The organism is Candidatus Kryptobacter tengchongensis (genome assembly GCF_001458555.1).
Classification (GTDB): domain Bacteria; phylum Bacteroidota; class Ignavibacteria; order Kryptoniales; family Kryptoniaceae; genus Kryptonium; species Kryptonium tengchongense.
On record NZ_CZVH01000016.1, the window covers coordinates 1 to 25644 of the forward strand.

At 36.0% G+C, this 25644-nt stretch carries 18 protein-coding genes and 2 pseudogenes; 15 read left to right on the forward strand and 5 right to left on the reverse strand.

Features of this window, described 5'->3' with window-relative positions; all coding sequences use genetic code 11:
- Positions 1 to 256, forward strand: a pseudogene (locus tag AT685_RS01005) (AAA family ATPase); the annotation flags it as partial.
- Here AT685_RS01005 and AT685_RS01010 read toward each other — a convergent pair.
- A pseudogene (locus tag AT685_RS01010) lies at positions 250 to 1992 on the reverse strand (ATP-dependent Clp protease ATP-binding subunit); the annotation flags it as partial. The pseudogenes AT685_RS01005 and AT685_RS01010 overlap by 7 nt on opposite strands.
- Positions 1993 to 2241: 249 nt before the next feature.
- Between AT685_RS01010 and AT685_RS01015 the strand changes: the two are divergent.
- The 10 genes from AT685_RS01015 (at position 2242) to AT685_RS01060 (ending at position 14791) form a co-directional block, all read left to right on the forward strand.
- Positions 2242 to 3588: an NCS2 family permease gene (locus tag AT685_RS01015; RefSeq protein ID WP_072151196.1), complete on the forward strand. Its 1347-nt coding sequence runs from the start codon at positions 2242 to 2244 to the stop codon at positions 3586 to 3588.
- A 15-nt stretch (positions 3589 to 3603) separates the two neighbouring features.
- A complete protein-coding gene (locus AT685_RS01020; RefSeq protein ID WP_072150951.1) occupies positions 3604 to 3885 on the forward strand; it encodes a hypothetical protein in 282 nt (93 codons plus the stop codon).
- A 78-nt stretch (positions 3886 to 3963) separates the two neighbouring features.
- Positions 3964 to 4269: a preprotein translocase subunit YajC gene (yajC, locus tag AT685_RS01025; RefSeq protein WP_072150952.1), complete on the forward strand. Its 306-nt coding sequence runs from the start codon at positions 3964 to 3966 to the stop codon at positions 4267 to 4269.
- Positions 4270 to 4359: 90 nt separating this feature from the next.
- Entirely contained in the window at positions 4360 to 5598 is a 1239-nt protein-coding gene (locus tag AT685_RS01030; RefSeq protein ID WP_072150953.1) for a bifunctional 3,4-dihydroxy-2-butanone-4-phosphate synthase/GTP cyclohydrolase II, read from the forward strand.
- Positions 5595 to 7010 carry a TldD/PmbA family protein gene (locus AT685_RS01035; protein ID WP_072151186.1) on the forward strand — a complete coding sequence of 472 codons (1416 nt, stop codon included), beginning with the start codon at positions 5595 to 5597 and terminating at the stop codon, positions 7008 to 7010. Before AT685_RS01030 ends, AT685_RS01035 begins: the two co-directional genes overlap by 4 nt.
- Positions 7010 to 8059: a glycoside hydrolase family 113 gene (locus tag AT685_RS01040; protein WP_072151187.1), complete on the forward strand. Its 1050-nt coding sequence runs from the start codon at positions 7010 to 7012 to the stop codon at positions 8057 to 8059. Before AT685_RS01035 ends, AT685_RS01040 begins: the two co-directional genes overlap by 1 nt.
- 10 nt (positions 8060 to 8069) lie before the next feature.
- Positions 8070 to 8555 carry a transcription elongation factor GreA gene (gene greA / locus AT685_RS01045; protein WP_072151188.1) on the forward strand — a complete coding sequence of 162 codons (486 nt, stop codon included), beginning with the start codon at positions 8070 to 8072 and terminating at the stop codon, positions 8553 to 8555.
- Positions 8556 to 8831: 276 nt separating this feature from the next.
- Positions 8832 to 9755 carry an amidohydrolase family protein gene (locus AT685_RS01050; RefSeq protein WP_081040515.1) on the forward strand — a complete coding sequence of 308 codons (924 nt, stop codon included), beginning with the start codon at positions 8832 to 8834 and terminating at the stop codon, positions 9753 to 9755.
- A 474-nt stretch (positions 9756 to 10229) separates the two neighbouring features.
- On the forward strand, positions 10230 to 12398 hold the full coding sequence (locus tag AT685_RS01055; protein ID WP_072151189.1) for a TonB-dependent receptor: 2169 nt from the start codon (positions 10230 to 10232) through the stop codon (positions 12396 to 12398).
- A 215-nt stretch (positions 12399 to 12613) separates the two neighbouring features.
- Positions 12614 to 14791: a carbohydrate binding family 9 domain-containing protein gene (locus AT685_RS01060; RefSeq protein WP_072151190.1), complete on the forward strand. Its 2178-nt coding sequence runs from the start codon at positions 12614 to 12616 to the stop codon at positions 14789 to 14791.
- Here AT685_RS01060 and AT685_RS01065 read toward each other — a convergent pair whose 3' ends face one another.
- From AT685_RS01065 to AT685_RS01080, 4 genes are read right to left on the reverse strand one after another with little or no spacing between them, the layout of a single operon-like run.
- The gene (locus AT685_RS01065) at positions 14792 to 15931 is read right to left on the reverse strand and encodes a galactokinase (protein WP_072151191.1); all 1140 of its coding nucleotides are present in this window, start codon (positions 15929 to 15931) and stop codon (positions 14792 to 14794) included.
- A complete protein-coding gene (gene obgE / locus AT685_RS01070; protein WP_072150503.1) occupies positions 15924 to 16946 on the reverse strand; it encodes a GTPase ObgE in 1023 nt (340 codons plus the stop codon). The genes AT685_RS01065 and obgE overlap by 8 nt, the downstream gene beginning before the upstream one ends.
- Position 16947: 1 nt before the next feature.
- A complete protein-coding gene (locus tag AT685_RS01075) occupies positions 16948 to 18084 on the reverse strand; it encodes a hypothetical protein (protein WP_072151192.1) in 1137 nt (378 codons plus the stop codon).
- Between the two features lie 48 nt (positions 18085 to 18132).
- A complete protein-coding gene (locus AT685_RS01080) occupies positions 18133 to 21774 on the reverse strand; it encodes a tetratricopeptide repeat protein (protein WP_159420444.1) in 3642 nt (1213 codons plus the stop codon).
- A 288-nt stretch (positions 21775 to 22062) separates the two neighbouring features.
- Between AT685_RS01080 and AT685_RS01085 the strand changes: the two genes are divergently transcribed.
- From AT685_RS01085 to AT685_RS01100, 4 genes are all read left to right on the forward strand, one after another.
- Complete coding sequence (locus AT685_RS01085) at positions 22063 to 22428, forward strand: response regulator (RefSeq protein WP_072151194.1); 366 nt, start codon at positions 22063 to 22065, stop codon at positions 22426 to 22428.
- A 49-nt stretch (positions 22429 to 22477) separates the two neighbouring features.
- The gene (locus tag AT685_RS01090; protein ID WP_081040517.1) at positions 22478 to 24880 is read left to right on the forward strand and encodes a cytochrome c3 family protein; all 2403 of its coding nucleotides are present in this window, start codon (positions 22478 to 22480) and stop codon (positions 24878 to 24880) included.
- A complete protein-coding gene (locus tag AT685_RS01095; RefSeq protein WP_072150721.1) occupies positions 24877 to 25134 on the forward strand; it encodes a ferritin family protein in 258 nt (85 codons plus the stop codon). Before AT685_RS01090 ends, AT685_RS01095 begins: the two co-directional genes overlap by 4 nt.
- A gap of 15 nt (positions 25135 to 25149) precedes the next feature.
- The coding region (locus AT685_RS01100; protein WP_200741648.1) for a cytochrome b/b6 domain-containing protein at positions 25150 to 25644 on the forward strand (495 nt) is incomplete at its 3' end.

The following is a 25644-nucleotide window of genomic DNA, read 5'->3' on the forward strand; positions in this document are numbered from 1 at the left end:
TATGTCAGAATATATGGAAAAATTTAATGTTTCAAGATTAATAGGTGCTCCTCCTGGATATGTCGGATATGAAGAGGGTGGGCAGTTAACTGAAAAAGTTAGAAGAAAACCTTACTCTGTCGTTTTATTTGATGAAATTGAGAAAGCGCATCCCGATGTGTTTAATATCTTGCTTCAAGTTCTTGATGATGGTCAACTTACGGATAGCCTTGGCAGAAGAGTTGATTTCAGAAATACTGTTATAATTATGACATCAATCCTTATTAAAGCATCTTCGGTATCAAACAAATACCTTGCGAGAGCCTTAGCAAGTTCGGTTTTTCCGACGCCAGTTGGTCCAAGGAAGATAAATGAACCTATTGGTCTTCTTGGGTCTTTCAATCCCGCCCTTGCTCTTCTTATAGCTCGCGTTAATTTTTCAATTGCTTCGTCTTGTCCTACAACTTGTTTCTTAAGTTCTTGTTCCATATTCATTAATTTTTCCGACTCCGACTGACTTATCTTATTTACCGGTATTCCAGTCATCATTGCGACAACCTCAGCTATATCTTCTTCTGTAACCTCAAAAACCATGCTTTGGGCTTTTATTTCCCATTCACGTTTTGCTATTTCAAGGTCGCTAAGAAGTTTTTTCTCAAGATCTCTCAGCCTTGCAGCTTGTTCAAAGTCTTGATTTTTAACAACTTGATTTTTTAGTTGTCTAATTCTTTCAATCTCTTCTTCCAACTCAACAATTTCCTTCGGGACGACGATATGTGACAGGTGAACTCTTGCACCTGCTTCATCCATCACATCAATTGCTTTATCAGGCAGGTAACGATCAGTTATGTATCTATCGCTTAATCTAACGCACGCTTCAATTGCTTTATCTGTATATCTTACATTGTGATGTTCTTCGTATTTGTCTTTTATATTCATCAAGATGTAAATTGTTTCTTCAACGCTTGGTGGGTCAATCATAACTTTTTGAAATCTTCTCTCAAGCGCTCCATCTTTTTCAATATATTGGCGATATTCGTCAAGTGTTGTGGCGCCTATACATTGAAGTTCACCTCTTGCGAGGGCTGGTTTAAACATATTTGAAGCATCAAGGGAGCCTGAAGCTCCACCTGCACCCACTATTGTATGTAATTCATCTATAAACAAAATCACATCCCTTGCTTTTTCAAGTTCATTTAAAATCGCTTTTACTCTTTCCTCAAATTGACCACGGTATTTTGTCCCTGCAACAAGAGCTGCAAGATCAAGTTGGACAATCCTCTTATTATGTAAAACTCTTGAGACTTTTTTCTGCACAATTCTTAGGGCAAGCCCTTCAACGATTGCCGTTTTTCCAACGCCTGGTTCTCCTATTAGGACGGGATTATTTTTCTTTCTCCTGCTTAAGATCTGTGCAACTCTGTCAATTTCTTTATCTCTGCCAATTACAGGATCAAGTTTTCCTTCAATGGCAAGTTTAGTCAAATCTCTGCTGAAATTGTCAAGGACGGGTGTTTTTGTTCTTTCTTGAGATTTTGTCGATTCAAATGGTTTTGTTCTTTCAGTGAAACCTGATTTCCCGCTCAATATATTGTCAAGTTCATTGCGTACTGCTTCATATGTTACTCCAAACTGTCTTAAAATTTGGGATGCAAGGTTATCTTCATCCCTTAAAATAGAGAGAAGAAGATGCTCGGTGCCGATCACATCGGATTTGTAAAGCTTAGCTTCAAGATAAGTGATTTTCAAAACTTTCTCTGCTTGCTTTGTCAATGGCAAACTTCCCATAACCATCGTTCCACCAGTTGTCCTGACAGTGTCTTCAATTGCTTTTTTGAGCTTGTAAAGATCACAACCAAGATTACGCAGGATTTTGACTGCAAGACCTTCTCCTTCCCTGATTATCCCCAGCAAGAGATGCTCTGTTCCAATATAATCATGACCCAATCGCAACGCTTCTTCGCGACTTAATCTTATGACTTCTTGAACCCGATTAGAGAAATTTCCTTCCATGGTGAATTTATTTTATTTTGTTTGTGTTCATTTTCTTTAACATTTGAGATGTTATGCCAGTTTCATAAGAACAACTTCCCTTAAGTAAATATAGTTATTTTAAAATCATTTGTCAAATTAAATAAGGCAAAATTGGGGGCGCTAAAGGTACTAATAGTGCAACACAAATTGGGAACGGGTTCAGGTTGATTTTGATGAAATTTTTTATTATAAATTTTTGGAATCAAAAATTTAATGTTGTATTCTGTTATGAAAGATATTCTTGAAAAGACTTTTGAGCTTAGCAAGAGGAACACGAACATTAAAATTGAGTTCATCGCTGGTATTACAACTTTTATGACGATGTCGTATATAATTTTTGTTCAACCTGTTGTTTTATCACACGCTGGGATTGATTTCGGCGCTGGGCTTATTGCAACATGCATTGGGTCTGCAATTGGATCAATAATAATGGCTTTGCTTGCAAATTATCCAATTGCGCTTGCTCCGGGGATGGGGGAAAATTTCTTTTTTGCTTATACCGTTGTTGGAAGCATGAAACTTTCTTGGCAATCTGCACTTGCCATTGTTTTTCTCTCCGGGGTTCTTTTTAGTGCTCTTTCGCTTGTTAAGTTGAGGGAGGCTGTGATTGATGCTATGCCCGGGTGTTTAAAAAATTCAATAGCAACAGGAATTGGTTTATTTATAACTTTGATAGGTTTCCTTCAGGGTGGAATAATAAAAATTAACTCCGGAACACATTTGCCTCAACTTGGGGAAATACACAGGATTGAAGTTTTAATTTCAATTATTGGGTTAATTTTTACATCAATTCTCCTTGCTCGTGGAGTTAAGGGCTCAATTTTAATTGGGATAATCTTTTCAACTATTCTTTCAGTTATTTTAGGTGTGGTTAAGTTTGAAGGTAAAATTTTTTCGCTTCCGGAGGTTAAAGAGTCGGCATTTTTAAAACTTGATTTTTCAAATTTTTTTGACATTACATTTATTGTTGCGGTTCTTGTTTTTCTTTATATGGTTTTGTTTGATACTGTTGGGACATTGATTGGAGTTGGGCAAGCAGCCGGGCTTGTTGGGAAAGACGGGAAGCTTCCACGAGCTGAGAAGGCTTTGCTATCAGATGCACTTGGAACGACATTTGGAGCTTTGCTTGGGACATCAACTGTAACTGCCTATATTGAAAGCGCATCCGGTGTTGCTGTGGGTGGAAGAACTGGTTTAACTTCAATTTTTGTCGCCTTTTTCTTTCTAATATCGCTTTTCTTCTATCCGATTGTTAAGTTAATTGGTGGTGGGGTTGAGCTCGCACCTGGTTATGTTCTTTATCCGATAACTGCTCCTGCTTTGATAATCGTTGGAAGTATGATGGTTAGACCAGTTGTCCAAATAAATTGGGAAGATTTCACGGAGTCAATTCCTGCTTTTATAACTATGCTTGCAATCCCCTTAACATTTAGCATTGCTGATGGCATAGCGATTGGTTTTACATCTTACACGCTTGTGAAGTTATTTAGTGGGAGGTTCAAGGAGATAAATTGGATAATAATTGTTTTGACATTTGTTTTTCTTGCAAGGTATATTTTCCTTGCATTAAAATAAATTTCTTCAAAAGCCATGGCATATCAAATTGAGGTAAAACAGATAAAACCATTCCCAGTTGCAGAGTTTGAGGTCACTGTTTCGGGGAAAACTCAAACGACGCACATCGTCTCGCTTGAAGAAAGTTATTTCAAAAAGTTAACGGAGGGAAGGATAACTGCAGAAAAACTTGTTTATTTATCATTTGAGTTTTTGCTTGATCGTGAACCAAACACATCAATCCTGAAACGCTTTAATCTTCGCGAGATAAACCATTACTTCCCAGAGTATGAAAATGAGATAGTAACGATGTTTTGAACTCAAATTTTGAAATCTTGGTTAATTTTTTTATCTTAAATCAAAATTTTAGAAGCAAATTTATTTGGAGGAAAAGTTATGATTCTTTTATTTCAGGCTCAACCGGATGCTACGAGTAGTTTGATCAGCACGATAATAATGTTTTTAGCTATCTTTTTGATCTTTTATTTCTTGATAATAAGACCGCAGCAAAAAAGGGCTAAAGAGCATCAGAAGTTAATCTCTTCCCTTAAAAAGGGCGATAAGGTTATAACCTCAAGTGGGATTCATGGTAAAGTTGTCGGGCTTGATGATAAAACTGTTTTAATTGAAGTTGATGATGGGGTTAAAATTAAATTTGAGAAAGCTGCTATCGCTGTTGTGACGCGTGAAGGTCAGGGCTGATTTTGTTAATTAAAATATCTTGTTGCTTTAAAGGGACAGAGTTAATCTGTCCCAAATTTTTTTAAATATAAGTTTTTTCGGAGGTGAGTTATGATGCCAGTTGAGAAATTTAATACGATAGATGAGGCGATAGAGGATATTCGTAATGGCAAGATTGTTATAGTTGTTGATGATGAGGATAGGGAGAATGAAGGTGATTTTATAGTTGCAGCTGAGAAGGTGACGCCAGAAATTGTTAATTTTATGGCAAAATATGGAAGGGGGTTAATTTGTGTTGCTATCACGGAGCAGAGGGCACAAGAGCTTGAATTTGAGCCCATGGTTGAATTTAATACATCAAGGCATGGCACGGCTTTTCTTGTAAGCGTTGATTATAAGAAAGGGACAACGACGGGTATCTCCGCCTTTGACAGAGCGAAGACAATTCAGGCAATTGTTGATCCAAATTCAAAGCCTGGAGATTTTGCAAAGCCAGGGCATATTTTCCCACTTCAGGCGGTTGAAGGTGGTGTTTTAAGAAGAGCAGGACATACGGAAGCAGCGGTTGACCTTGCACGACTTGCTGGGCTTTATCCAGCAGGTGTGCTTTGCGAGATTATGAATGATGATGGAACAATGGCTCGTGTTCCCGAACTCTTTAAAATTGCGAAAAAGTTTGGGCTTAAAATCATCACAATAAAAGATTTAATAAGTTATCGGCTTAAAAGAGAAAAACTAATCAGAAAGATAACAACAACGAAATTACCAACGAAATATGGTTTCTTTGAGCTTCATCTATATGAAAGTTTAACAGATGGAAAAGTTCATGTTGCTCTTGTCAAAGGTAAAGTTGATGATGGCGAGCCTGTGCTTGTCCGTGTTCATTCGGAGTGTTTAACTGGTGATGTTTTTGGCTCTTTTAGGTGTGATTGTGGGGATCAGCTCCATTCGGCTATGAAAATGATTGAGCGTGAGGGTAGAGGAGTTTTGCTTTACATGAGACAAGAGGGCAGAGGAATTGGACTTGTAAATAAAATTAAAGCATACAGATTGCAGGATGAAGGAAAAGACACAGTTGAGGCAAACGAAGTGCTTGGATTTAAACCTGATTTAAGAGATTATGGAATAGGTGCACAGATTCTTGTTGATCTCGGGATAAAAAAGATGCGACTTTTGACAAATAATCCCAAAAAGATCATCGGTCTTGCTGGCTATGGTCTTGAAGTTGTTGAAAGAGTTCCAATTGAGATTCAGCCAAACGATATCAATATTCATTATTTGCGAACTAAAAGGGATAAACTTGGGCATTTAATTTTGATGAATGAGAAGAAAGAAAATGAAGGGACATGAGTTTCATCTTGCCCGAAATACTTGAAAGTTGGCAGATAAAAAAAGTTCTTGAAAAAGCGCTTTCAAGAGGCGGGGAGTTCGCTGAAATTTATTTTGAATATAAAACTGAAACAATGATAAATTTATCCGAGAACAAAATAAAAAGTTTAAATTCCGGGGTTTCATCGGGGCTTGGAATAAGGGTTATTTCTGGCACAAGGACTGGATATGCTTATACTGATGATTTTAGCTTTGAGAAAATTTTAAATGTCGCCGAGGTCGCTTCATATATTGCCGATAGCAGTTCAAAAATCTTAAGTGTTAACCTTGAAGAAAAAAGGAAAGCAAAACAAAATTATTTAATTGAAAAGCCAATTTATCTTCTTGATCTGGATAAAAAAATTGAATGGCTTTGGCGTGCGAATGATTCCGCAAGAAGTTATGATGGTCGGATAAAACAGGTTGATATAAATTATCAGGAAACATTTCGGTATTTCTGGGTTGCAAATTCAGAAGGAACATTCGTTGAAAGTGATGACTCTTTGTTTAGAATTTTTATAACATCTATCGCTATTGATGATGGACTGCGAGAGATGGGAGTTAGTTATTTGGGTGGGAGATATGGATATGATTATTTGGTGGGATACTCACCTGAAAAAGCTGGTGTTGAGTCGGCAAGTCAAGCGGTTTCAAAGTTAAGTGCTAAACCAGCCCCAGCTGGAAATTTTCCAGTTGTGATTAAATCTGGTTGGGGTGGTGTTTTGGTTCATGAGGCAGTTGGGCATGGACTTGAAGGTGATTTTAATAGAAAAGGGATTTCGGTGTATTCAGGAAAGATTGGGCAAAAAGTTTGTTCTGAACTTGTTACAATCATTGATGATGGCACAGTTCCAAATTCAAGAGGCTCGCTTGCAATTGATGATGAAGGAACACCGATGCAAAAAACTATTTTAATTGAAAATGGGATTTTGAGAGGTTATATGCTTGATAAATTGAACGCTAAACTCATGAACCTTGAATCAACAGGGAATGGTCGCAGGGAATCATATAAACATTATCCGCTTCCCAGAATGAGAAATACTTATATTGATGCTGGTAAAGATAATCCTGATGATTTAATAAAAAGTGTAAAGTTTGGGATTTATGCCAAGTCACTTGGCGGTGGGCAGGTTGATATTGTGAGTGGAAATTTTGTTTTTGAAGTAAATGAAGGATATTTGATTGAAAATGGTGAAATAACATATCAAATCCGCGGAGCGAATTTAATTGGGAATGGTCCAGAGATTATGAAAAAAGTCATCGGGGTGGGGAATGATCTTGAAATAGAGAAGCGAACTGGAAGTTGTGGAAAGGACGGTCAATATATCCCAGTTGGGGTTGGGCAACCAACAATACTCGTGAGTGAAATTACAATTGGTGGGACGCAGATCTGATGAAGGCGGGTTTAAAAAATTTTATTTTGTTCTTTTTTATTATCTATGGATGTAATTTTGTCGTTAACATCAAAGATGAAACGATAAAGGAGAGAGTTCAAATTTATAAAAGAGGTTTTAACTTTGTGTCATGGAGAAGAACTGAATATGGCACAACTTATGCGAGAAGTTCTTTTGATACAATGTCCACTTGTGGAGCAAATTGGGTTTCAATTGTTGTTACGCTCTATCAAAAAAATCCAGAAGATACGCTCATAATTGAAGATCCAAATAAAACGCCAAGCCTTTATTCAGTATCGCAAATTATTCAATATGCGCATGAAAAAAATTTCGGAGTTATGTTGAAAATTCATCTTGATACATATGATGGAGTATCAAGGACGAAGATAAAACCATTTGATGTTTCTGCATGGTTTAGGAATTATTCAAAATATGTTTTAAACTATGCGAGGCTGTGTGAAATGCTGGGTGTTGAAATGTTTTGCATTGGAACTGAACTTTCTTCGTTAAGCCAAGAGTTAAAGTTGTGGTCGGAGTTGATTGATAGTGTTAGGGAAATCTACAATGGTAAAATCATTTACGCATCAAATTTTGATGAATATAGAGATGTTTCATTTTGGGATAAAATTGATTATGTTGGCATAGATTTTTTTGCTCCTGTGTCAAATAAACCTGATCCTGTTTATGATGAAATTGTTCTTGGATGGCAACCGTATTTGAATGATTTGAAAGGTTGGTTTACTGAAAATCACGGAAGTAAAAAGTTAATTTTTACGGAAATTGGGTATCCATCAACGGATGGAGCAAGTATGAGACCGTGGAAGGAGGGCGAGGTTATTGATTTTGAGGAGCAGAATTTGTGTTATAAAGTTGCACTTGATATTATTTCACATATTGATTTTGTTGATGGTATATTTTTTTGGAATTGGGATGCCAATTTGAAATCCGACTCATTGAAAACTGGTTTTTCTCCTTATGGGAAACCAGCATTTGAAACTATTAAGAAACATTGGTTGAGGCAACAAGTTTTGAGTAAAAACAAAATTTAGTGATTTAGAGATGGCGGATAAGAGGGAAGTAATTTACTTATCAAGGGAGAAATACGAGGAACTCCGCAGGGAATTAGCGGAGCTTAAAACGAAGGGAAGGGCTGAAATAGCTATGAAAATAGCAGAGGCAAGAGCTCATGGTGATATCTCTGAAAATTCGGAATATGAAACGGCGAAGCAAGAGCAAGAAATTCTTGAATTGAAAATTCAAAAACTGGAGGAGACACTTTCAAGGGCGAAGGTGATAGATACAAAGAATTTGCCAGCAGATAAGGTTTATTTGTATTCAAAGGTTAAGGTTTTAAATCTCAATACAAATCAAATAATTGAATACACAATCGTTTCATCGCAAGAGGCGAATTCAGCTGAGAAAAAGGTTTCGGTTCAATCCCCGATTGGGAAAGGTTTGTTGGGGAAGCGGGTTGGAGATGTTGTTGAGGTTAAAGTCCCTGCTGGAATTGTGAGGTATAAAATACTTGAGATAAATCGGCTGTAGGCTTGTTGTTTTGGTGGAATAAAGATTTTTTAAAGTTGGGCATTAAGTTCAATAAAACTCTTGACAAATGTTTTTGAATTTATTATATTAGCAATGAGAAGCATAATCATCCCCGTTTCCTTTCCCGCCGAGATCGCTGGCGTGTGTCCCCGAGCGCCAGCGGTCTTTTTTATTTTTAAGGCGACTTTTCAAATATGTCCTTTTTAAAGGATTAGTTGAAATGTAAGGGGAATTTTGGTATTTTTAAATTGCGTAAAAATTTATTCGGAACGACAAATGACCGAAGGATTTGAGATTTGGGATGCGCATGTTCACTTTTTCTCCTTCAATTTTTTTAAAACCCTGATAAGGATGAAGGGAAAGGAAACACCGCTGAATGAGGAGTTTACTTTTCTTAGAGAAAGATATGGCATAGAAACTCCACCTGTTAGCCCTGTGCAGCTTGCAAGGCGATGGATTGATGAAATGGAGAAATATGGTATTTCAAAACTTGTTCTTTTTGCGAGCATCCCAGAGGACACAGTTTCGGTGTCAACTGCAATAGCTGCATTTCCAGATAAATTCGTTGGTTTTTTCACCTTAAACCCGTTTGCTGAAAATGTGGATTCAGAGGTAAAGCACGCAGTTGAGAATATGGGGATGAGAGGGATGATTTTATTTCCTGCTCTTTACCATATCCATGTTTACGATGAATTGCTTGAAAGAATTTATCTAATTGCGGAGGAGTATCATCTTGTTGTTTTTACGCATTTTGGGATTTTAAAAATTCCAGTTCGTGAGGCTATAGGTGTTAGAGATCAAATAGATGGAACTTATAGTAATCCAACTGATCTTCATAGAATCGCAGTTAGACATCCAGATGTTAACTTCATAATACCGCATTTTGGGGCTGGATATTTTCAAGAGGTTTTAATGCTTGGGTTGCAGTGTAGAAATGTTTATGTTGATACATCAAGCTCAAACTCCTGGATAAGGGTTTTACCGTATCAAATTGATCTTAAAACTGTCTTCGCAAAAACATTGGAAATTTTCGGCGTTGATAGAATTATTTTCGGGACAGATAGCGGAATTTTCCCACGGGGATATAGGGTTGATATATTAAATCAACAGCTGGAGATATTTGATAAACTTGGCTTATCGTCAGATGAAATTCAGAAAATTTTATCGGGGAATATAAAGCGTTTACTCGGTTTTATTTAGAAGTAGAATTGAGCTGGAACTAAATTTTTAAGATCGCTCGTTATTTAAATATGAAAAATAAATCGCCTGTTTGAATTGCGAAGGAAAAGGTTTTACATATTGTTAACTTTTCTGATTTATTTGGCTGGGATTGTATATTCTAACTTTAACTTTCATCTGCATTTAAACTTTGGTTTTAAGCAAATAAGTAAACACGATTGCGCAGGGCATAAGCTTCATTCTGATTTAAAATTTGATTTTGTTTGTTTCTTTTCTAACTTAAACTCAAATCACATCTTCACCAAGGGATATAAGTTATCCTTATTCACTTCGTCCTTGAATGTGTTCATTTTTGAAGATTTGATCCCGTTTAAATTTTTACCGCATCTTTTCATTTCAAAGCGTGCCCCGCCAGTTTTATTATAAGCCTTTAGTTCTCTCTTTTCCTTCAAGTTGAACTGTAAATTTTTAAAAACTAAAGTTTCATGAGGTGCTATGCGTATAATTGCAATTTTTGTCCTTATTTTGGGATTTTATACAAGTTTAATTTCACAAGGGACAATAAAAGGAAAAGTTATAGATAAGGCAAATCATGAACCATTGCCCTCAGCGGATGTTCATTTAATTGAACTTAAAAAGGGAACAATAGCTAAATTTGATGGAAGTTTTATTATTGACAAAGTGCCAAGTGGTGAATACACAATTGAAGTAAGTTACATTGGTTATAAGAAATTTAGAAAAAGAATAAATGTGAGTGATGGGGAAACAGTTGAAGTGAGCATTGAACTTGAACAAACAGTCATTTCACTTCCTGGAGTTGTTGTGACAGGGTCAATGTATGAAAGAAGTGCTTTTGAGATATATCAGCCGGTTGCTGTTCTTGATGAGGATAAACTTGGGTTAAGATTAGGGGATAACATTGCGAAGACGCTTTCTTATGAGCCGGGGGTAAATCTTGAATACAATGGATCATTCGTTGGGCGACCTGTGATTCGCGGTTTAACAGGGACGAGAATTCTTATCCTTGATAACGGGGTGAGAATTGGGGATGCCTCAGATTTATCTGCTGACCATGCTATTTCGTTTGATCCCGTTTCGTTGGAAAGAGTTGAGATAGTTCGTGGTCCAGCAAGTTTGTTTTATGGCGTTAATTCTGTTGGTGGCTTGATAAATATAATTACCGAGGATATACCAAAAACTGTGCACGATAAATTGAGAGGTTCATTTAGGTTCAATGGCGCAACTGTTAATTCATCTTTAGCGGGATCTGGTGCAATTGATTATGGAATTAAAAATTTCGGCGTAAGAGGTGAATTTGGGTATAGAAAAAGTGGAGATACGAAAACGCCGATCAAAACTCTCAAAAACACTGATACTGAAAATCTAACCTCTGCATTTGGGCTTGCTTATCATATTAAAAATGCAAGTGTAGGTTTATCATTTAGAAATTTTCAAGGAAATTATGGAATACCAACGGAGGAAGATGAAGAGCCAAGATTTAAGATTAATAGAAATAGGTTTGCGTTTAAATCGGATATTAAGTTTGAAAGTCCAATGATTCAAGGAGTTGAATTGATGCTAAGTCAAACTGATTACGATCATAAAGAGATAGAAGATGGTGAGGTTGCGACGCATATAAAAATAAAAAACAGCGGAGCTGATTTAAAGTTAAAGCATGGGAAGGTAGGTAATCTCTCGGGTATGTTTGGGTTTAGCTTTTTATATCAAAATTACAACACAGTTGGGGAAGAGAAGTTTTTCGCCGATGCTGGGCTTTATCTTGCGTCTTTGATTTTTTACGAAGAGATTGAAATTAAAAGATTGAATTTGCAAGCAGGTATAAGATATGATTTGGCATCTGTTAAGTCAAAAGAATTTGAAAGTTTGCCAGCGCAGAAAAAGAATTTTAATGTTTTGTCAAGTTCAGTTGGTCTGATTTATAAGGTGACTGACCCAGCAGTTATATCTTTCAATTTTTCTCGTGGTTTCAGAGTCCCCGCTCTTCAAGAGCTTTTTGCCTATGGACCACATCTTGGGACGATGAGCTTTGAAGTTGGGAACCCGAATTTAAGAGTGGAGGTATCAAACGAATTTGATCTTTCATTTAAATTGCTTACATCCAAGACGAATGCGGAAATCTCAGGTTTTGTAAATTACATTGATAATTATATTTATGCAACCCCAACTGGGGAGATTGATTCTGTATCAAGTCTTCCAATTTATGAATACACTTCAGCGAATGCTATCTTGCGTGGATTTGAGATAAAGATTGAGCGTGAATTATTTAAAAATTTAAACACCTCTCTACTTTTTGATTATGTTGAGGGAAGGAAAAGAGAGACAAACGAGTATTTACCTATGATTCCACCGCTTCGGATGATAGCGGGGATTGAGTATAGAACAAGCAGATATAACTTTGGGATTGAGGTTAAAGCAGTTTCATCGCAAAATAAAGTTGCACCTGAAGAAACCAAGACATCTGGTTATATGATTGTTAATTTGCATCTTGGATTTAGGTTGCCTTTCTCTGGGCTTGCTCATGAGATAAATTTGAATGTTGAGAATTTAATGAACAAGACATACTATGACCATCTCTCAAGGATAAAGAATTTTGCACCGATGCCTGGAAGAAATATCAGTTTGGTTTATCATGTATTGTTTTGATTTAGATTGAAGTAAAATATGTTTTTCATAAGCCCGCCCAATTTGGGCGGGCTAATAATTTTTCCATCACCATCCTTGAAAGGCGAAACATAAAGAAGCCAGCTTTGTGTAACCTTCCAATTATGCCTTCCGTATTCAGATATTGGAATTTTTAAAATCAAAATCTTATACAATATATGCGTGGATTGTTACTTATACTTTTGACCTTTGCGTCTATGCAATTGGTAAACTCTCAAACAGAATACAGGATCAAAGCACTTAAAATTGATGGTGTAATTAACATTGATGGGAAACTTGAGGAGGAATTTTGGAAGCATGCGGAAAAGGTTGAGTTAAAATACGAAGTTCAAATAACTGATAACGAGCCTGCAAGTCAAAAGACAACTGCAATGGTTCTTTATGATGGGTTAAATCTTTATTTTGGATTTGTTTGCTATGATACAAATCCAAATGAGATAAGGGCACACATAACCGACAGGGATAAAATTTGGGAAGATGATTTCATTATTTTGATAATTGACACATACGGGGACAATCAAAACGCATATGAATTGGCGATTAATCCTTATGGAATTCAGGGTGATGGGATGAGAACGGGAAATTCGGAGGATATAATGTTTGATTTTGTTTGGCATTCTGCGGGATTGATAAGCGATTCTGGATGGACAGTTGAGATAGCAATTCCATTTAAAAGTTTGAGGTTTCCGAAGAGAGAAAATCAAGAATGGAATATACTTATTGGGAGAAATTATCCACGCAAAAGCAGATTTGTTTTCTCTTGGACACCAATTGATAAAAATAACCCTTGTCTTTTATGCCAATCGGGAAAATTAACGGGTTTAGATGATATTGGTTCAGTTAAATTTGTTGAAGTTTTACCTTATGTTATGAGTTATCAATCTGGCTCTATTAGAAGTTACACTGATCCATCGCTTGGGATGAAAAATGAACCAATTAGGGTTAGAGGTGGTGCCGGGGTTAAGTTTTCACCAAATCCTGAACTTACAATTGAAGGTGTTTTAAATCCAGATTTCAGTCAGGTTGAGACGGATGCATATCAAATAAGTGTTAACACCACATTTGCACTTTATTATCCTGAAAAGAGACCTTTCTTTTTTGAGGGAAGCGAGGTTTTTAAAACACCTGTAAATGTATTCTATTCAAGAATGGTAAATGATCCTCTTTTTGCGTTTAAACTTAAACAGAAGTCAAATAATTTAACCGTTGCTTATTTGTCTTCGCTTGATGAGAAAACCCCTTTCATTATCCCTGGCGAAGAGGGAAGTTCAACAGTTCAAACGGGGTTAAGATCGTTGGTAAATCTTGGCAGGGTAAGATACGATTTCGGTGAGCAATCTTATGCTGGCTTGCTTTTTACTGCGAGGAATCTTTCAAACTCTTATAATTATGTCGGTGGGCTTGATTGGAATTACTTTTTCTGGAAAAGTTATTATTTTAGAGGTCAAATTCTTTACAGTGTGACGAAGGAAATAAATGATCCACTTCTTTTTTCAAGTCAGAGAAAGTTCGGGGAAACAAGTTATGATGCAACTTTTAACGGCGAAAGATATTCTGGTGTTGGTATGCTCTTTAGATTTTTGAGGGATACAAAGCATCATGGATTTGTGATTTCTTACCGTGATTTTTCTCCGACATTTCAACCTCATCTTGGATTTGTCACAGCAAATAACCGAAGACAGATAAACATAGAAAATCGCTTTACATTTTATCCAAAGAATTCAATCGTTGATATCGCATTCGTGCTTGTTGAAGGAGGACTTGTGTTCAACTATAGTGGTACAAGAAAGGAAAGATGGGTGGTAGTTGGAGCCGGTTTGCAGTTAAAAACCCAAACCGATGTTTTCGTTGGTTTTCTCCCGGTAAATGATGAAATCTTCGGGGGTCGTAAATTTGAGAAAATACACAGGATCTTCGCCAATGTGTATTCTGTGCCGTTTAAATTTTTAACGCTTCAATTTAATGGTGAATATGGTCGTAAGATTTATCGCACAAGTGAGCCAAGACTTGGGCTCTCAAAAGATTTTAATGTTTATTTTAAATTGAAGCCAACCGAAAAAATTGAGTTATCAATCTGGTATACAAAAGCGAGATTGGAGGACGAAAAAACGAAAGAACTATTTTATGATGGTTATGTTGCTGGTCTTGTTGGGATTTATCAATTCAACCCAAATTTATTTTTGAGGTTGATAACACAATATGATTCTTTTAGCGGCTCTGTTCAATTTTTCCCATTGTTAAGTTTCAAACTTAATCCGTTCACAATTTTTTATGTTGGTTCAACTATCAATTTGCTTGATTTTGGAGAACCGTACGGGGTAAGGCAAACAAACAGGGAATTTTTCTTGAAAGTCCAGTATTTACTAAGGGATTAATCATCTTGAGCTTACTTCAACGCCGTTTTCAGGTGAGGTGACATAAATTTTTAACTTTTTTCCGAAATATTTTAGGAATTCTTCAGATATAATTCTTATCGCCTCACCTGTTTTTTCTTTTATAGTTATTGCTACTGCTGTTGAACCAGTTCCCAAAAGTTTTGCTCCTATGATTCCGTCAACTGTTGCAGATATGTCAACTATTGCATCAATTTCGGATGTGCTAACTTCATAGTCATTTCTTAAACTCAAATGTGAATCAAACATTAATTTCCCAAGAAGCGAGAGGTTATGTCGCCTTAGGGCGATAACAAAATTTAAGGTGCGTTCATTTTCTCCAACGATGTATTTTATTCTTCCCATTGAACTTTTTTCAATGAAATTAGAATATCGTTTCAATTCATCTAATGTGAGAGATCGCAAGGAGTTAATTTGTGGATTTACACTTGATATGATATCAAAAGCGAGCTTACATTCTTCTTCCCTTTTCAAGAATTTATAGATAGCATTTTCGTTTCTTTCGCCTGTGTCAATTATTAAAATTTTTAAACTTACTGGCACAGGTGCATATTCATATTTAAAGTTTTGGCAGTCAATCAAGATTCCAGAGTTATTTATCGCCATTGCTGATGCCATATAATCGTATATGTTTTCGTAAGATAAAGTTAAAAATTTGCCAACTTTTTCGCATAGGTGAAGAAGATTGATATCGTCAATATCAATGTTTTGAAGATGGCGGATTGCAAATGAAAAAGCCACGACAATCGCTGATATCTCTCCAAGATCTAAGTTGGGCGGGATATCACTTGCTATGCATATGTTGAGTCCAGAGATGTCATAACCGTTATCAAGGAAGGATTTCAAAGTTGCTTTTATTGGGGTTATCCATTCGTTCTCTTCAATTTTGTCAAGTGATCTCTTCGTGAAAATTTCAATCGCAAATTTATTATTTGAATAGACTACAAATTTTTCGTCTGCTCTTGATGATAAACTTACATAGGTTCGGCGGTTCAAGGCTATTGAGAAAATAAATCCATGTCCATAATGGGTATGTTCTCCCATAAGTTTTATTCTTCCCGGTGCTGAGCTTACGACCTCGGGTTTTTCATAAAAGATTGAATTATGAAGAGAATCAATCATTTTGAATTGTGTTAAATTCTTTATGTTTTATCTTTTGAAGTTCTGACCACATCAGATTTATAAGTTCTTTTAATCCTTCGCCAGTTATAGCTGAGATTTTGACGATTGGAATGTTGTCTTCAAATTTTACTTTATCAAGTTTCTTTCTCAATTTTTCATCTGCGAGATCTATTTTGGTTATTGCGATAATTCTTGGTTTTTCAAGCAAAATTTGAGAGAAAAGTCGCATCTCGTTTAGGAGCGTTTCATAGTCTTTTTTTGGGTTATGGCTTGTGCACTCAATCATAATTACAAGAAGTTTTGTCCTTTCAATATGTTTTAGAAATTGTATTCCAAGCCCTTTGCCAAGGTGCGCTCCTTCTATAAGCCCTGGCATATCGGCAACGACAAAGCTTTTAAATTCATCATATCTAACAATTCCGAGGTTTGGTTGAAGTGTTGTGAATGGATAATCGGCGATTTTTGGTTTTGCAGCTGAAATTTTTGAAATAAGCGTTGATTTTCCAACATTTGGGAAACCGACCAATCCAACATCAGCGATGAGTTTAAGTTCAAGTTCAATTTCTCTTTCTTCCCCTTTTTCACCTTTTTCTGCAAATCTTGGTGCTCTGTTGGTTGGTGTTGCAAATCTTGCGTTTCCTCTTCCTCCTTTCCCTCCATGTGCGACTATGACTTCGTCCCCGTCGTTTACAAGGTCAGCGAGAATTTCACCTGTTTGGGCATCTTTTACAACTGTTCCGCATGGCACAAGCAAAATTATGTCCTCCCCATCTTTACCATGTTGATTTTTACCACGACCATGACCTCCGTTTTGGGCTTTGTAGAATGTTTTATATTTGTAATCAAGCAATGTAGAGAGATTTTTGTTTGCGCGAATTATCACATCTCCACCTTTCCCACCATCTCCGCCATCTGGACCACCCTTAGGGACATATTTTTCTCTCCTGAAGCTAACACAGCCGTTTCCACCGTCCCCCGCTTTAACATGTATTTTTGCGTAATCTATCAAAAGCATCTTATCTCATCCCCGGGAAATATCTTCTGTAGACAAAATCTGTAAATTCAATAGCTTCGTCTGAATACGGGTCAATTTCATATTCAATAAAAATTGAATCAATAAATGCTGAAGCTTCCTTCCAACTATTGATTGAGTTTAATTTGTCTATCGCTTCAAAAAATTTTTCTTCGTTCCGTTTGAAGATTTTCTTTATGAATTTCTCTTTGCTTTTTTCGTCAATCAATGTGTTAAGGTCGGGTAATTTCGCTTCCAGCTTGGGCGCTGATTCTAGCTCAACAGGTTCAATTTCCCCTTTCTCTTCAAGTTTAGCTTCAACAAGTTCAGTTTTTCCTTCTGTAGTTGATGTTTCTGTAAGTGTGGTGAATTCTTGCTCAACGGTTGATGGTTTTAAAACTCTTTTCAAGATGATCTCAAGATCTGACATCGTAAATTTTGCCCTTCCGTGAAGATCTCTTTCAAGTTCAATCTCTTTAACAATGTTTTCAATTCCTTTATCGTTGTAGTAGATTATCAAGGCTTCTGCTGGAACGGAGTTTAGATCGTTTGCAAATTTGAAGAAATTAAAAACTGGCTCCACTATTGAGAGCAAATCTTTTATTGAAACATTTTTCAATACCTCTTCATCAATTTTGCGGAGCATTCGTTTGAATAAGTCAATCTTTATCTCGTTTGATGTATGTTTTTCCAGAATTTTTGTTATTAACCTTTTGTAGTATGTATATTCGTTCAGATTTGAAAGTGAGTCAATTATTTGTTCTGTTGTTTTCATATCCTCATTTTTGAAAATTATCTTCACAAGCGTCCATTCCGGTCTTAATACAAAATTAAGTGCAAATCTTGATGCTTTATCAGCGGCGTTTTCAAATTCCGAATAGGTAAGTAGGAGAGCATTTTTAAGCGTGCCGACTAATTTTTTTCGTGCTGAGATGAAGTCGGGATTATCTTGGTCAAATCTCTTTGAATAAAGCGAGTTTAAAACCTCCTCACTCAAGATTCTCTCAGCATAGATGTTAAAATAATCTTTCACGGATTGTGGTATATCCCAGCTCATTATCTCTATGAATGAGATTTTTTCCTTTCCAGATGCACGGGACAAGATTTTCTGTTTTATGTTTTCAACTTCTCTCTCAAACATTTTTTAATCCAAATTTTATTGTAAAATTGAGTTAAAATCGTCAAAAGATCACTGTTTTAAAATTGACCTTACTCTTTCAATTTCTTTCTGAGCTCCTGCCTTGAAAATTGGATCAATCCCAGCTCGGTCAATAATTTGCTGATACATGTTAATTGCTTGTTCATATTTTTTCATCTTTTCATATGATTGCCCAGCCATATAAAATGCGTTTGCAGTCCAATCAATCTTTGTTTTCTTCGTAACAAGGTATGGGACTTTTAAAAATTCAAGTATTGCTTGTTCATATTCTCCCTTGTAATAGAGGACTTCACCAATGTAGTAGTGAAGTTCGGCTTCAAGGTCTTTATCTGCTTCTTCAAGTAATTTTTGAAAATAAGTTAGTGCGAGGTCATAATTACCAAGCATTTCATACATTACTCCAATCTTTATTCTTTTATCGGTTATATCTTCGGCGTTTGGAAATTTTTCAATGTATTTTCTTGCGAGTTCTATAACGAGTTCGTAATATCCGAGCTCTTCATAACATGCGAGCAAATTATTCATGGCGGATTGCAAAATCTGTGGTTTTTCTGCGCTTTCAACGACAAATCTATAGTAAATTGTTGCGGAGTCATATTTTTCAAGTTTAAAGTAAATGTTTCCAAGCGAAAGATTAACACGCAATTTTGTTTCTCTATCCAGTGGTTTCTTGTTGAGTTCAAGCAATGTTTTTGTTGCAGATGATATGTTGCCGTTGTATTCATCAATTTTTGCAAGCCAGTAGTGTGCAAGATGTGAAAATCTTGAGTCTGGGTAATTCTTTATTACATCGTCAAAAACTTTTTTTGCATTTGTGAAATCTTTGTTTCTGAAGTAATAACCACCGAATTCAATTTGAAATTCGGCAAGATAATTTTTAATGTCAAATTTCAAGAATGTTTGTTTGAATGAATTTATTGATTTATTTGCTCTATCAATGTCGTTCATTCTGAAGTAGCAGATGATAATTTTTGATTGAATTGTAATTCTATCGGTGTCATTTTCTGCGTTTTTTAGTGCTTCTGTATATCTTTTGAGCGCTTCATCATATTTCTCTTCCTCAAAAAGCAGATCCGCAGATTCAAGCATTGTTCTCTTTCCAAGGGTGGCGTTAAATTTTCCAACTTTTTCAAAATAATAAACCGCTTTTTCGTTTATTCCCTCTGTTTTATAGATATTTCCGAGTGCATAGTAAACTTCGCCTGTATGTGGTAGCATTGCTTCAAGTTTTATCCCGGGGGCTGGCTTCGGGGTTGCAAGATAAAGTTTGTAATATCTTTTTGCGCTTGATAGATCACCAAGTTTTTGATATGCGGTCGCAATTTTAAATATAACCTCTGGCTCTCTTTCAAACTCTATGACTTTGTCAGTGGAAATATATCTTTTGTATTCATCTATTGCCTTCAAGTAATCCCCTGATTCAAAGTAGATATCCGCAATTTTAAGTTTGACATCTTTTGCGATATCTGTGTAGAATAAATTTTGTTCAATTTCACGCAAAACATTTATTGCTTCAGCGTAACTTTTCAACTCCCTGTAAATTTGTGCCTTAAGGTCAAGTGCCCTTGCATCATAAGGAGATGGGGAATATCTCTGTAAGAGAAGAGCAATATCCGAAAGCGATTTTTGTTTTTCACCAATTTTGTAATATCCATAAGCCCTTTTGAAAAGGACTCCCGAGATTTGGTTTTGATTAAGTTTGTTGAGGTTATCAGTTGCAATTTTTATAACCTCGTTCCAGTTACCGTTTGCAAAGTGAAAGTTTAAAATATCAATCACAAATATGCCGTAAAATTTAGACTCTGGATACTTGCTTTTAAAATCTTCAGCAATTTTTCTTTTGCTGTCTTGGCTCAATCCATGGGTTAAAGTTTTATACAGGTAAAAGACAGCGGTATCAGTTTTTTGGTGATCAATTTGTGGCTTAAAGTTCAAAAAACTTTGAATTACACTTATTGTGGAGTCGGATTTTATTTTGTTTTCAATGAAAAGATTGTAAGCGCAGTTTGCTTTTTTATATTTTATAAGATATTGAGTTTGGGCATCAAAGTTTCCTTCGGAAAGAGCGAGGTCGTAGTATTTAAGTGCGTTTGAGTAATCTTTTAATATCAAATTGTAAAGGTCAGCAAGTTTGAGGATTATTTCGTTTTTAGGTTTATTCGTTAAAATGTCTCCGATAAGTTCTGCTATTGATGTTGTGTGATTGGTTTGATCAGTTATTTGAAATCTTTTCAACATTTCAACTTTATCCAAAGCATCATCATATAACTCGGATGAGGTGTAGTTTTTGAGCAGGGTTTCAAATGTTGAAATTGCCTCTTCAATTTCACCAAGTTTGATATAACATAGCCCAATGTGATAGGTTGCTTCGTCGGCATATTTATCTTTCGGGAAGCGATTTAAAAGGTCGGTGTAATAAAAAATTGCTTTTTTGTAATCCTTGAGTTTTTCTTCGTAGAGAGTAGCAAGTTTAAATAGAACTTCGGGGAGAAGATCACTTGTTGGGAATAGTTCAACATATTTTTTATAAAATTCAATTGCCTTTTCATAATCACCGATGCGAACGGAATTATTTGCAAGATTAAGCAGTGCGAGTGATTTTCTGGATGTAGTTGTATCAAAATTTATGACCTTAAGATAAAACTCGTTTGCTTTTTGATAGTTTAAAATTTTATCAAAAGCGGTTGCGATATTGAAGTAAAGTTCGGGATTTGTTTCGGATTCGGATTCAGATATGGAATTAAGAAGGTCTGTATAAGATTTTATAGCGTTTTGATAATTGGCTGTGTTGAAATAATAATTTGCAAGTTGTAGAAGGATTTTTTGCTTTAGGTTTTTAACATCGTCTGATTGAGTAGCGGTTGAGAGTGTGGATTGAGCGTTCAGCATGTAATTTATCGCATTTTCATATTCACCGAATTCTGCTTGAATTTTCCCAAGTTCAAAGTATGCTGATGCTATTACCTCGGGGTTAAGCCCGCTTTGGGATATGATTTGAGTAAGTTGTTTTTCTGCCTCTTCGGTTTTACCAAGGGTTGCGTTTATCTTTGCGATGTTGAGATTTGCTTTGAATTTTAAATTTTTATCATCAACTTCGTTTGAGATTTTTCTGTATTCAATCAGTGCTCTTTCAAGGTTTCCTTCTTTAGTTAAAATTTCTGCGAATTTAAATCTTGCAATGTAAAGATACTCGCTTTCTGGGTATTCCTGTATAAGTGCGAGTAAAACTTTTTTCGTGTTTTGTAAATCGTTTGCGAGTTCAAAATATTTTGCTGATTCAATCAGTGCTTTTGATGCAAGTTGGCTTTTGGGGTAAAAAAGTTTTATTCTTTCAAAAGCTGAACCCGCTTCTTTATATTTTTTCATTTCAACAAAACATTCGGCGGATTTCCAAAGGGCTTCAATTGCTCTTGGGTGTGAAGTTTTTGAGAGGGCGAAATTCTGAAATATGATTTGGGCGTCTTCAAATTTTCGTAGTTTAAAGTAGGACATGCCAAGATAAAATTGAGCTTCGGGAGTTTGTGGGCTGTTGGGGTATGAGTCAATGAATTTTTTTAGCTGTGAAATGGCAAGGTCGTAGAAACCCTCATTGTAAAGATTTATAGCAAGTTTAAAGTCGGCGTTTTCTTTTGTGTCCTGTGAAGTTGAAAGGGAAAAGATAAGAATTAACATTGGGAGCAGAGCCCAAGCTTTGCGCATCGGAATTTGATTTTGTTTTTGGTCTCTGAAAAAATTTAACATTTATTTGAGTTTTAAGCAAAATCAATTTAGTTGCTTATTCCGTCTCCCCGAAGTTTTGTCATTTTTTTGCAAATGATTCCCCTTAAAGGGCAATTTTGCCACATTGTAAATATGGGATCGGATTTTTTTATTATTAAAAATCAATTGTTTTAGGTGGAATTTCTGGCACGGTGATTGATGAAATTTTTTAGAAAATAAATCAAATGAAAGAGTTAAGGGATGAAGAAAGTTCTTGTTGTTGACGCTGATGAATCAATGCGAAACTTGCTCGTCAAATTCCTTATCCGTGAAGGTTTTGAAGTTTCAAGTGCTGTGTCTGGGCGGGAAATGACGGAGAAAATGGCTCAAGATAAATTTGACATTGTGATAATTGATGAGAATATCTATAAGCAGAATCAATTTGATGTTAAGATGATTATGAATGAGTTGATGCCGAAAGCGAAGATAATTTATATCGCTCCGTTCTATGCGTTGAGCGAAAATCTTGAGATTGAAGATGAGAGGGTTATAAAGTGTGGGGAGAAACTTTTCAGGATATCGGAGTTGAAAAATTTAATAAGTGAGTTCAAAAGCTTGTCGACCTGAATCTGATTTATGAACTATATCCCCCTTTCAAATAAATTCAAAAGCACATATGATTAGAAAACTTTCAATATTTTCAATCTTAAGTGTGATTTTCATACTTAAGCTATCTGCGCAAACCAATGCTGATTGTTTTGCTTGTCACGAGGACAAGACATTGATTATGGAGAAAGGAGGCAGAGTGATTTCTCTTTATATTAATTCAAATGAATTTAACAAATCTCTCCATGGGTCGCTAAACTGTGTTGATTGTCATGAGCAGTTTAATCCAGAGGAGATCCCTCATAAGGAGAAAATTGAGCCAGTTAATTGTTCAAATTGTCATTTAGATGAGGTTTCAAGTTTCAAATCAAGCAAGCACTTCGGAAAAATTAACTGTATTTCGTGCCACGGGAATGCTCACAAAATAGTTAAAGTATCAAGGGCTGATTTTACGAAACAATGTTCTTCGTGCCATAAGAAGGAATTTGAAGATTATAAGATAAGTGCTCATTTTAGTTTTAAAAATGGAGCTGATTGTATCTCATGTCATGGGTATCATTCAATTAAATTTGCGTCGTCTGATGTTTGTATTAAATGTCATAGCGATAAGAAGATTGTTCATAAGTATCAGGAGTTTGTTTTGAAGTATAAGGAAAGCATACATGCGCAGTATATAAATTGTTCTGATTGTCATACGGGACATAAAGTTTTGAACGCAAGAGATCCGAATTCAACTGTTGCAAGGGCAAACGTAGGGAAGACATGTGAAAAGTGTCATGAGGGAATAGCGAAGGATTATTTTGAGTCTGAACATGGAAAGGCTTTTGTCAGCGGGTTTGAGGCTGCTCCTTCGTGCGTAGATTGTCACGGGGAACATGATATAATGAAGGTTACGAGCGGTAAATCAAAGATAAGCAGGGCGAATGAGATTGAAGTATGTTTGAAATGTCATCTTGATAATCCTGATGTTAGGAGCAGGATGACGCATGTTTCATCTTTTATTGCTTCTTATGAAAATAGCGTTCACGGGAGATTGTTCAAGGCAGGTAATCAGGATGTAGCGGTTTGCAGTGATTGTCACGGTGCGCATGAAATGATGAAAGCAAGCAATCCAAATTCAAAGGTTTATAAACTTAACATAACCTCAACCTGTGGTAGATGTCATACAAAAATATCCGATGAATTCAGAGAAAGCATCCATGGTCTTGCTCTTGCAAAGGGTAATTTTGATTCACCTGCGTGCACGGATTGTCATGGTGAACATTTGATCCTTGAACCAACCGATCCACGGTCGCCCGTAGCTCCAAAAAATGTTGCTTTACAGCTCTGCTCAAAATGTCATGCCTCTGTTAAACTTGCTGAAAAATACGGTATACCCGCCGATAAATTTAAAACATTTACGGATAGCTATCATGGTTTAAATGTTAGATTAGGAAATGTTGAGGCTGCGAATTGCGCCAGTTGTCATGGGGTTCATGATATTTTGCCTTCTTCTGATCCAAGATCAAGAATTAACAAAGCAAATCTTGTTAAAACATGTGGTCAATGCCATCCTGGAGCGAATGAAAATTTCACCAAGGGCAAAATTCATGTGACAGTTGCAAGCTCGGATGATAAAATTATTTACTGGGTTTCAACGATTTACATTGTTTTAATTGTCTCAATTGTTGGTTCAATGTTTGTTCATAATCTTCTTGATTGGATAAGAAAAACAATTGATAAGTATAAACAAAGACATGCAAAGATGTCGCATCCTGCGAACGAGCTTCCAAGAAAGACAAATCTTTATTTGAGAATGACGCTTGAAGAAAGGATACAGCATTTAGCACTCGTTGTGAGTTTCTTTACACTTGTTATAACTGGCTTTATGCTTGCTTTTCCCGATGTGTGGTGGGTTGCAGCAATTAGAAATATCGGTGGTGAGGCGGTGTTCAAGTATAGAGGGTTAATTCACAGGATTGCAGCAATTGTGCTTGTCATTGATTCAATTTATCATTTGTATTACATTATATTTACGAGGCGTGGACGTGAGTTTATACGAGACATAATGTTTAGAATGCAAGATTTAAGGGATATGGTTCAGGTTTTGAAATATAACCTTGGGCTTTCAAAAGAAAAACCGAAGTTTGGGAGGTTTAATTATATTGAGAAGAGTGAATACTGGGCTTTGATTTGGGGAACTGTTGTGATGACTGTGACAGGTGTTGTTTTATGGTTTGAGAATCATTTTATGGGGTGGCTCTCAAAAACATTTGTTGATGTTTGCAACACAATTCACTATTTTGAAGCGTGGCTTGCATTCCTTGCTATCATCGTCTGGCACATTTATTATGTTATCTTCAATCCAGATGTTTATCCGATGAACTTCGCTTGGATAACCGGATATTTAACTGAAGAGGAAATGGAAAAGGAACATCCACTTGAGCTTGAAAAAATAAAACTTCAGGAAATTAAAAAAGGAGAATTTGTATGAACTGCGAAGAGAAGGAAATTAAGAACATAATGATTGAAATCTTGAAAGTAGCAATTGAAAGAGAGAAGGATTCATTTGATTATTACTATTCCGCTTCATTAAAGGCTTGCGAACCAAGTATTCAAAAGTTTTTGCTTGAGCTTGCCGAGATGGAAAAAGAACATAGGAGATTGCTTGAGGAGAAACTAAAGGAGCTTGAAGCAGAAGTTTCAATTCTTAATGGCATAAGGTCAAGTTTTGAATATTATGAATAAAATTTGAGGTTGAAAATGCCCTCTGAGAAGAAAGTTTTGCGTTTTTCTTTATCGTGGAGAATTCAACATTTCCTTTTGATGGTAAGTGTAACGCTTTTGATAATCACGGGTTTTGCTTTGAGGTATCATGATACTTGGTTTGGAAAATTTTTGATATTTATTGAGGTAGGTTTTGAGACGAGAGGAACATTGCACAGAATTTCAGCAGTACTTCTTTTTATTACGGCAGTTTATCATTTGATTTATATTTTGTTCACGAGGGAGGGGAGAAAAGAGTTTAGAGAGTTGTTGCCGAGGAAGAAAGACTTTGCGGATTTTGTTGAAAGCATAAGGTATGATATTGGGAAAAATGAAAAGCCACCGATGTATGGTAGATATTCTTATAAGGAAAAAATCCAATACTGGGCGTTCTTTTTGTTCGTTATTTTGATGATTTTAAGCGGTATTGTTCTGTGGTTCCACAATTATTTATTTGGAATTTTACCGAAATGGTTCTTTGACTTTTCGCAG

What these genes read in the sequence shown, in the direction of transcription:
- AT685_RS01015 (WP_072151196.1), top strand. Translation starts at nt 2,242, where the DNA reads ATGAAAGATATTCTTGAAAAGACTTTTGAGCTTAGCAAGAGGAACACG.
- AT685_RS01020 (WP_072150951.1), top strand. Translation starts at nt 3,604, where the DNA reads ATGGCATATCAAATTGAGGTAAAACAGATAAAACCATTCCCAGTTGCA.
- yajC (WP_072150952.1), top strand. Translation starts at nt 3,964, where the DNA reads ATGATTCTTTTATTTCAGGCTCAACCGGATGCTACGAGTAGTTTGATC.
- AT685_RS01030 (WP_072150953.1), top strand. Translation starts at nt 4,360, where the DNA reads ATGATGCCAGTTGAGAAATTTAATACGATAGATGAGGCGATAGAGGAT.
- AT685_RS01035 (WP_072151186.1), top strand. Translation starts at nt 5,595, where the DNA reads ATGAGTTTCATCTTGCCCGAAATACTTGAAAGTTGGCAGATAAAAAAA.
- AT685_RS01040 (WP_072151187.1), top strand. Translation starts at nt 7,010, where the DNA reads ATGAAGGCGGGTTTAAAAAATTTTATTTTGTTCTTTTTTATTATCTAT.
- greA (WP_072151188.1), top strand. Translation starts at nt 8,070, where the DNA reads ATGGCGGATAAGAGGGAAGTAATTTACTTATCAAGGGAGAAATACGAG.
- AT685_RS01050 (WP_081040515.1), top strand. Translation starts at nt 8,832, where the DNA reads ATGACCGAAGGATTTGAGATTTGGGATGCGCATGTTCACTTTTTCTCC.
- AT685_RS01055 (WP_072151189.1), top strand. Translation starts at nt 10,230, where the DNA reads ATGCGTATAATTGCAATTTTTGTCCTTATTTTGGGATTTTATACAAGT.
- AT685_RS01060 (WP_072151190.1), top strand. Translation starts at nt 12,614, where the DNA reads ATGCAATTGGTAAACTCTCAAACAGAATACAGGATCAAAGCACTTAAA.
- AT685_RS01065 (WP_072151191.1), bottom strand. Translation starts at nt 15,931, where the DNA reads ATGATTGATTCTCTTCATAATTCAATCTTTTATGAAAAACCCGAGGTC.
- obgE (WP_072150503.1), bottom strand. Translation starts at nt 16,946, where the DNA reads ATGCTTTTGATAGATTACGCAAAAATACATGTTAAAGCGGGGGACGGT.
- AT685_RS01075 (WP_072151192.1), bottom strand. Translation starts at nt 18,084, where the DNA reads ATGTTTGAGAGAGAAGTTGAAAACATAAAACAGAAAATCTTGTCCCGT.
- AT685_RS01080 (WP_159420444.1), bottom strand. Translation starts at nt 21,774, where the DNA reads ATGTTAATTCTTATCTTTTCCCTTTCAACTTCACAGGACACAAAAGAA.
- AT685_RS01085 (WP_072151194.1), top strand. Translation starts at nt 22,063, where the DNA reads ATGAAGAAAGTTCTTGTTGTTGACGCTGATGAATCAATGCGAAACTTG.
- AT685_RS01090 (WP_081040517.1), top strand. Translation starts at nt 22,478, where the DNA reads ATGATTAGAAAACTTTCAATATTTTCAATCTTAAGTGTGATTTTCATA.
- AT685_RS01095 (WP_072150721.1), top strand. Translation starts at nt 24,877, where the DNA reads ATGAACTGCGAAGAGAAGGAAATTAAGAACATAATGATTGAAATCTTG.